Origin of the sequence: uncultured Streptococcus sp., assembly GCF_963516515.1 — a bacterium.
Taxonomy (GTDB): domain Bacteria; phylum Bacillota; class Bacilli; order Lactobacillales; family Streptococcaceae; genus Streptococcus.
Genome location: NZ_CAUQCJ010000003.1, coordinates 57,894 through 66,496, shown reverse-complemented (window position 1 = coordinate 66,496; position 8,603 = coordinate 57,894). Strand labels below are relative to the sequence as shown.

The window sequence follows — 8,603 nt, the reverse complement described above, 5'->3', positions numbered from 1 at the left end:
TAAAGGTTCTCATTAAGATTATACCCTTTAATCCTTTATAAATCAAGTATTTCGGTTTTTCAGAAGATAATATATTAATTTTATCAGATTGTTAATCATAATATATTTAAAATATAAATAATGTCTATATTGTTAATGTTTTTTATAAAAAAAGCCTAGTTTAAAATGGTAAAACTAGACTTTTTTATATATTTTATTTTTCTTCCTTCACTTCTTTGGTTGCTACATCATCACCAAACCATTTTTTGCTAATTTCTTGGAACTTACCATCCTTATAAAGATTAGAAAATCCTTCATTTATCTTTTTAACCAGAGTTGTATCTTCCTTACGTGCTCCAACCGCAAAATCTTCTGTTTCTAGTCCAACTGTAAAGACATTATAATCGTTTAAAACGCCTTCTGCTTCTAAATAATAGTTTGCATAGACACGATCAATTAATAGACCATCAATTCGATCGTTTTTCAAATCAATCAAGGCTTCATTAAAGGTTTGGTATTGATTCGCTTTATTATTAGCAACAATATCCTTCAAAATCGCTGGATTTGCTTCAAAGTCCTCATAACCAGATGAACCAGCTTGAGCTCCTAATGTCTTTCCAGCCATATCCTTTGCAGTCGTGATACCTGAAGATTTCTTAGTCACCAATACCTGCTCATTCTTCATATATGAGTTACTGAATGCTACCTTTTCACGGCGTTCGTCTGTAGCGGAATAGCCATTCCAAATCAGATCAATCGTTCCTTTTGTCAATTCAGCTTCTTTCAAATCCCAATCAATCGGTTGCCAATTTACCGTAATTCCATATTTTTCAAAAACAGCTGTAGCTAAATCAATATCAAATCCTGCATAGGAACCATCTTTCTGAGCAAATCCCATTGGAACAAAAGTACTATCAAATCCAATAGTAATAGACTTGTTAGACTTGTACTTAGACCAATTATCTCCACTAGTTTCACTAACATTTTTCCCACAAGCTACTAAGAACAAAGCAGTCATTAGACTGACTAATATAAGCATCAATTTTTTCATCACTTTTTCCTCCTATTTAGGTTCTACTTTTAATAATACATCTGCAATATTTTCCGCAAACTGTAAATCATGGGTAACCACAATCTGGGTCATGCCTAGTTCTCTATTTTGCAAGATTAGTTTTTCCACTTCCAAGCGTAATTCTGGATCCAGTGCAGAAGTTGGTTCATCGTAACCAATGATTTCTGGATCAATCATCATAGCACGTGCCAAAGCCACTCGCTGTTTTTGCCCACCTGATAGTGAGAATGGATAAGCATCTGCGTGCCCTGCTAATCCTAACTGTTCCAAGAGTCCACGCGCCTTCTTCTCTGCCTCTTCCTGCTTCATTCCCATTGTTTTCACAGGCGATAAGGTCAAATTGTCTAAAACTGACAAATGAGGAAAAAGTTGAAAATCTTGGAATACAAATCCCAGTAGATTTCGCTTCTCCAATTCATCCAATTCTAAGGGTTCTCCATTATAAAAGATTTGACCTGAATCAATGGTTTCAAGACCTGCAAGCATGCGTAAGAGAGTCGTCTTACCTCCACCAGAAGGCCCAACGATAGCTAGGATTTGCTTTTCAGGAATACTTAGACTGAAATCAGACAGGATTCGTTTGTCTCCGAATTTCTTATTGATATTTCGTAATTCTAACATGTCAACCTCCTATCTATAATAACTGTACTTCTTCTCAACTTTTTTGGAAATGATTGTCACAATCCCAATCAAAATCAAGTAAATGGCTCCTGCCAAGAACATGGGAACAAGGCTGGCATCACGGTTGGCAGCTGTTCGGCTTGCTAAGATAAGGTCTGAAATTCCTAGAGCGTAGACTAGAGACGTATCCTTGACCAAACTCATAACCTCATTAAATACACTAGGGAGAACAATCTTGGTCACCTGAGGCAAGATAATATAGCGCACTGTGTCAAAAGGACTAAACTTCAAGACCTTAGCAGCCTCATATTGACCTTTAGGGATGGTATCAATCCCGCCACGGAAGATTTCAGCAAAGTAAGCAGCATAATTGAGAACAAAGGCAATAATGGCCGCAGGAAGGCGATCCAAACGGATCCCAATGCTTGGTAGCACATAATAGATAAAGATCAATTGCAAGAGCAAGGGTGTCCCCCGCATAATCCAAATATAAATGTTAATCAGATGATGGAGGGGCTTCCAATGGACTTGCAAGGCAAAGGCAATCAAAACGCCCAAGGGAATAGAAAAAATCAAGACCAGTGCAAAAACCTGTAAAGTCATGCTTGCACCGCTCAATAAACTCGGTAATATCTCAAATAAATAAGACATACTGACACCTCCTTAAAATAATTGTCCCTATTATAGCATACATAAACTAAATTACAACTATTTTTATAAAAAAAATTACATTGTTAACAAAAATAAAAACTATATCTTTCAAAATTGATAAGATATAGCTTTAAATCATTTTATTCCTAAAGTCTTTCATACAATTCTTGCATTTGTACATCATCTGGAACCAGTTTTAAGTAAGCTTGGGCATTGACTTTTGCTTCCTCAAAGTAGCCCAATTCATGCAAGAGATAGATATAGTGTTCCAGAAATTCTGGATTGTCCTTCAAATCTCCTGCCAACTCTTGGTAATGCTCATAGGCGGTATCCAAATCGTCCATTTCTTGATAAGAGCGAGCAATCATCCACTTGGTCAAGAGATTTTCTGGCTCCTCGCTTTGCAAGTCTAGAATATCCTCATAACGCTCCTGCTCCAGATAAATAGTAGCCAAACGAAGCAAGATTTCTTCTGTATCCTCAGCGTCTTCTTTTGCAGTAAGGAGATAATCTTCTGCACCACTAGCATCATGAAGTTCATAGGAGAATTGTGAAGCAGCCAGCAAAAGGCGAGTTTCAAAGGGATTTTTCTCCAAACCTTGCTGAGCGATACGCAGGGCTTCTTGAACTTGATGCTCCTTATGCAAAGCCTGACTATAGCCATACTCATAGCCTTCAAAGTCAGGAGAAATGGTATCTATCTGCTTAAAGTAGAGGACAGCTTTTTGGTATTCTTCTTGATCAAAGTAAAGACTGGCCAACTCAAAAGCCGTTAGGTCATCGTATTCTAACTCTAGGGCTTTTTCTAAAAACTCTGTGGCCGTTTCAAATTTACCCAACTGGGCATAGGCAAAGCCAATTCGTTGATAGGTAGAAATGCCTGTTTGCTCATAAATAGTACGATTATCTAACTGGGCATAGCCTTGAATAGCCTCTTGGTAATTTTCCAACTCACTATCCAACTCTGCTAATCCCAATATCAAGAGAGGATCTTCTGAGTAGGTCAAAGCCTCCAGCAGTTTTTCACGCGCCACATCTGTCAAACCTTCCATCTGGTAAAGGTCTGCTTTCAGAGCCAAAGCAGAAACATACCAGTCACTGTCAGCTTGGATTTCCTCTAGGTAAGCAAAAGCTTCTTCGATTTGACCATCCTCGCTAGCAATGGCTGCTAGATTAAGATGAACCTCTGGAAAATCCTCTACAATTTTCAGATAAATTTCCTTGGCCTGAGGATAAAAACCAATCCCTTCAAGATAAGTAGCTAACTCATACAGAAGGTCACTTGAATCATTTTCTAAAGCTTTGACGAAATAACGCTCAGCCTTGATTAAATCTTGCTCTTCCAAAGCCTGTAACATCTGTTGACTATTGTTCACTCTTGACTTCCTCTCCCTCTAGTTCATATAGGCCACTAACTACCTTATACCATTCAAAAATCGCTGAAATGACAACCTTAGCAGAGGCATAAACTGGAATACCGAGTAAGACTCCCCAAATACCAAACATGGATCCTGAAGTTAACAAAACAAAGAGAACATTAATGGGATGGATGTTTAATTGACTTCCCAAAATCAATGGAGAGACAAAACGGCCTTCAATAGTTTGTTCTACGATAAAGACAATCACTACTTTCAAAAGCATGACTGGCCCAGCAATCAAGCCCAATACTAGAGCAGGAAGCATGGCTAGAAAGCTACCAAGATAAGGAACCAGATTTAAAATACCAGCAGTAACACCCAGCGTAACCGCATAGCGTAGACCGATAATCTTGAAAAAGATGATAAACATTACTGCTACAATAATAGCCACTGTTACTTGCCCTCGAACATAGTTGGACAACTGTTGATTCACATCTGACAGAACCTGTCCTACAGGCTCCTTCAATTTCATCGGCATGAATTGAGTCAAATAGTTACGCAAGCCTTTCCCATCACGCAAGAGATAAAAGAGCATGAAAGGAACGATAATCAAGGCAACAATTACTTGAGAAGCCCCGCTAATAAAGGCACTCACCCAGTTGACTGCCTGAGATGAAACCTTACTTGCCCAAACTGTAGCCTGACTAGAGAAGTTTGTTAAAACTTGCTCTAATTGAGGTCTGAAATCATCTGGCAAACGCTTGGTTACCAAATCATTAATAACTCTGTCTGCATCTTCAAGGTAGATTGGGACATTTCTTGCAAATGTTAAGACCTGACGCTGCAGATTTGGAATAGCGACTGCCAATCCCCAAATGATAAAGATGGCGATAATCACAAAGACAATACTGATTGCGATGACACGATTAACTTTGTGTTTTTCCATCCAATCAACAATAGGATTTAATAAATAATATAGCAGGCCAGACAGAATGACTGGTAACATCACAACTGCTAAAAAGTCTAAAACAGGTGAAAATAGAAAACTAATCTTACTTAAAATAAAAAGATTCAGTCCCAATAATAAGGTGACCAAAAATACCGTAATTGCCTTGTTATCCAAAAACCACTTGAAAAACCAAGATAGGCTAAAATGTTTCTCTTTTTGTTCCATAAATACTTCCTTTCTATTGTTCTCCCATTATACCATTTTTAAATCAAAATAACTCTTTTTTAAAGTGCTTACATGGAGACAGAGACATAAAAAATCCCCTCAAAAGAGGAGATTCGATTAGTCTTGAATATGACGTTCTAAGTTCTTCTGATAATCTGCGTTTGATTTGGCTTTTTCTTCAGCAAATTTCTTGCGGAACTCATCCATTTCTTTAGTAGTGACAATCTTATCTTGGATTTTAAGGTATTTATAGCTAAGTTCACCAGTCTTATCACCTACCCAGCCATCTGCACCAGTACCTAGAACTTTCTTCGTTACGAGCATTTGGGCACCGTCTGACTGTGCAGGAATAACCAAGGCACTGTCTGTTAACCAAGCTTGAGCTTTGGCATATTTAGAATATCGTTTTTCAAGATCTGTTTTCTCACTATTAGCATCCGTGATTAACTCTTTAAACTTATCTAACCCAACCGCTTTGATTGCTGAACTGTCTTTACCTGGTACTACACCTAGGGAACCAAGAAGATTTGGTCCAGATGTTGGATCAAATATATCTAGATAAGTTGATGGATCTGCGTAATCAGGCCCCCATCCACTATTTGCATTAATATCCCAGTCAGTATTGGTATTAGAAGTAGCTAGAACCGTCATACTTGCCAATTCATCATCAGAAACTTGTTGAATATCAACTATAACATTATCTGATCCAAGAGCTTCCTCGATAGATTGTTTATAAGATTGATATTGACGCACAAACTGTGGACGAGTAGAAGATACTGGAATATCTAAATGAATAGGGAACTGTACTCCATCAGCTTGAAGAGTTTTCTTGGCAGCTTCCAATTTAGCTTTAGCCTTATCTACATTATGAAGTGAATCCTGGGCATCATCAAGACTGACATCTTTCCATACACCATCTAATTTATCCAATTCTGCCTTAGCTACTTGCCCAAATGACTGCTCTCCTACTTGTACAAATGTTGGAGGTGTTAAACTTGTACGTAATTTACGCGGTGCTACTTCGTCCCCAAATACTTGAGAGATTCCTGCTTTACGATCTGTAGCAAAAGCCAAGGATTGACGGAAATCTTTGTTCAGCAAGGCCTTCTTAGTAGATGTTTTTTCTGCATCACTTGTTTTAGAGGTGTGATTGTAGGCAACACGGTCAATATTAGTCGAAATATAGAAAGTAGTTCCTTGTTGTTGACTATAAATAATGTTATCTTTGTATTTTTCTTTTAGCCGTTCATAGTTAGCAGAGTTTTTAAAGAGAGGTGCTGCAGGATAATTTCCTTCATCAAAACCACGTCCAAGAGAGTCTGCATCCTGACCATCAAAGTAAGACAACTTAATATCATCAATAAAGACATTTTGTTTATCCCAATAGTTTTGGTTTTTGGTCATTTCAATAGAAGATTTAGATGTAAGACCTGTGAGAAGATAAGCCCCATTGTATAGAATGCTTGTTACATCAGTCGCCTTACCAAAGTCATCTCCTTTAGAAGCTAAAAAGTCTTCGCTAACAGGAGCAAGAACTCCCATTGTTGTCTTCGAATTCCAGAAAGATTCTGGATGGTTTAAAGTATAGACTACAGTATAATCGTCTGTTGCTTTTACACCAACAGTAGAAAAATCCGTTGTTTTCCCATTTACATAGTCATCTAATCCTTTAATAGAATCCTGTACAAGATAAAGTCCTTCTGATTTCTTGTCAGCTGCGTGTTTTAGACCAGTCACAAAATCCTGAGCCTTAACTTCCCCATATTCTTCGCCTTCATTGGTATACCACTTGATACCCTTACGAATTTTATAGGTATAGGTCAAACCATCTTTGGAAACCGTCCAATCTTCTGCAACTGATGGTACTAGATTCCCGTATTGATCATTTTCCAGTAGTCCATCAATGACATTACCAGTAATCTGTTTTGTAGACTTTTGCCCAGCAACTGTATAATCCAGACTCGCAGGATCTGATGAAAATACATAGGCATAAGTAACTGGTTTAGTTGCTTCTTTATTCCCATTACCAGATGAACAAGCTGCTAGAACAGCTGCTGAGAGTACAGCAACTCCAGCTGCTAAGAAAACACGTTTTTTCATAAAAAAACTCCTTTGCAATTTGTATAGGATTATTATAGCACTTTTCAAAAGGAAATCAAGCTAAATTTGATATTTTATTATACACATCTATGTGTTATAGAGTTCCTCCAACTACAGTTTTTGTGATATAATAGTCTTATCTTTATAAAGAGGTATAGTCATGAAAGAAACTGTTTATTTTGGAACTTATACACGTCGTACTTCCCAAGGGATTTACAAGGCAGACTTTGATACAGAAACTGGGCAGCTTGCTAATTTAGAACTTTTTGCTCCTGAACCAAGTCCAACCTATCTTGCTTTTGACCAGAAGCAACATCTATACACCGTTGGTAGTCAGGATGACAAGGGGGGCATTGCAGCCTATCAAACTGACGGAACCTTATTAAATCATGTCGTTGAAGAAGGAGCTCCCCACTGTTATGTTTCTGTTGATGAAAAGCGTGATTTGGTTTACGCAGCCAACTACCACAAGGGACAGGTTCTTGTTTATAAACGTCAGGGAGATGGTAGTCTTCTACTTAGTGATGTGGATCAACACAGTGGCCAAGGTCCACATGAGAATCAAGCTTCACCCCATGTTCACTTTACAGACTTAACACCTGACCACTATCTAGTGACCTGCGACTTGGGAACTGACCAAGTCATCACTTATGACCTTGATCAAGAAGGGAAATTATCTAAGCTCTATACCTACAATAGTATTCCTGGAGCTGGTTCTCGTCATATCGTTTTCCATAACCACTATAAAATCGCTTATCTCATTTGTGAACTCAATAGCACTATCGAAGTTTTAATCTACGATGGTGTTGGCGAATTTGAACGCATGCAGGTCATTTCAACTCTACCAGACGGTTATGAAGGCTTTAATGGTACTGCTGCTATTCGTCTCTCTAAAGATGGGAAGTACCTCTACGCTTCTAACCGTGGCCATGATTCTATCGCAGTATATACAATCCTTGCGGACGGTAGCTTAGAGTTGTTAGAAATCGTTCCGACTCATGGTCAGACTCCACGTGATTTTGATTTGACACCAGACCAAGAATTTGTCATTGCTGTCCATCAAGACTCTGACAATGCAACCGTCTTTAAACGCAATCCTGAAACTGGTCGTCTAGCAGAACTTTCTAACGACTTCCATGTACCAGAAGCAGTCTGCATCAGTTTTGCTCCTTAAGAAAACATAAAAAAATGAACTTGGTAACTCAAGTTCATTTTTTCTTATAGTCTTTTTCCGACATTAATACGATTAATAGCACGTTGCAAAGCAATCTTAGCACGACGCTCTTGGTCAATCAAGTGTTTTTCGTGGGCTTCTTCGATTTCGCGCTCCGCACGAAGCTTAGCACGTTCTGCACGGCTAACATCGATATCACGAGCACGTTCTGCAGAATCAGCAACGATTGTGATGGTATTATTGGCAATTTCAATAACGCCTCCGTTTACTGCAATCCAGTTCACGTGATCTTCATCATCAATACGTTTTACCTTTACTTCATCAACTGCTAAAACCGCAATCATATTTTCATGTCGTGGCAAGATCCCCATCTCACCATCCAGAGTTCGAACTGATACATAGCTGGCATGGTGATCATAGACGAGACCATCTGGTGTCACGATCTGGACAGTTAACTGAGCCATAGATCACCTC

General features: G+C 38.5%; 8 protein-coding genes. 1 reads left to right on the top strand and 7 read right to left on the bottom strand.

Features of this window, described 5'->3' with window-relative positions; all coding sequences use genetic code 11:
* Positions 1-193 precede the first annotated feature (193 nt).
* The 6 genes from RYL77_RS01325 to RYL77_RS01300 form a co-directional block, all read right to left on the bottom strand.
* The gene (locus RYL77_RS01325; RefSeq protein ID WP_315009266.1) at positions 194-1,030 is read right to left on the bottom strand and encodes an amino acid ABC transporter substrate-binding protein; all 837 of its coding nucleotides are present in this window, start codon (positions 1,028-1,030) and stop codon (positions 194-196) included.
* 12 nt (positions 1,031-1,042) lie between these two features.
* On the bottom strand, positions 1,043-1,672 hold the full coding sequence (locus tag RYL77_RS01320; RefSeq protein ID WP_315009265.1) for an amino acid ABC transporter ATP-binding protein: 630 nt from the start codon (positions 1,670-1,672) through the stop codon (positions 1,043-1,045).
* A 9-nt stretch (positions 1,673-1,681) separates the two neighbouring features.
* Positions 1,682-2,323, bottom strand: coding sequence for an amino acid ABC transporter permease (locus tag RYL77_RS01315; RefSeq protein WP_102211195.1), 642 nt, complete (start codon positions 2,321-2,323; stop codon positions 1,682-1,684).
* Positions 2,324-2,469: 146 nt separating this feature from the next.
* Positions 2,470-3,699 carry a tetratricopeptide repeat protein gene (locus RYL77_RS01310; RefSeq protein WP_315009262.1) on the bottom strand — a complete coding sequence of 410 codons (1,230 nt, stop codon included), beginning with the start codon at positions 3,697-3,699 and terminating at the stop codon, positions 2,470-2,472.
* Entirely contained in the window at positions 3,689-4,855 is a 1,167-nt protein-coding gene (locus RYL77_RS01305) for an AI-2E family transporter (RefSeq protein WP_315009260.1), read from the bottom strand. Before RYL77_RS01305 ends, RYL77_RS01310 begins: the two co-directional genes overlap by 11 nt.
* A gap of 117 nt (positions 4,856-4,972) precedes the next feature.
* A complete protein-coding gene (locus RYL77_RS01300) occupies positions 4,973-6,955 on the bottom strand; it encodes a peptide ABC transporter substrate-binding protein (RefSeq protein ID WP_315009258.1) in 1,983 nt (660 codons plus the stop codon).
* A gap of 160 nt (positions 6,956-7,115) precedes the next feature.
* On the opposite strand from RYL77_RS01300, the gene RYL77_RS01295 reads away from it, so the two are divergent.
* Positions 7,116-8,129, top strand: coding sequence for a lactonase family protein (locus RYL77_RS01295; protein ID WP_315009256.1), 1,014 nt, complete (start codon positions 7,116-7,118; stop codon positions 8,127-8,129).
* A gap of 44 nt (positions 8,130-8,173) precedes the next feature.
* On the opposite strand, the gene RYL77_RS01290 is transcribed toward RYL77_RS01295, so the two are convergent.
* A complete protein-coding gene (locus RYL77_RS01290) occupies positions 8,174-8,593 on the bottom strand; it encodes a F0F1 ATP synthase subunit epsilon (protein ID WP_000068045.1) in 420 nt (139 codons plus the stop codon).
* Between the last annotated feature and the right edge of the window lie 10 nt (positions 8,594-8,603).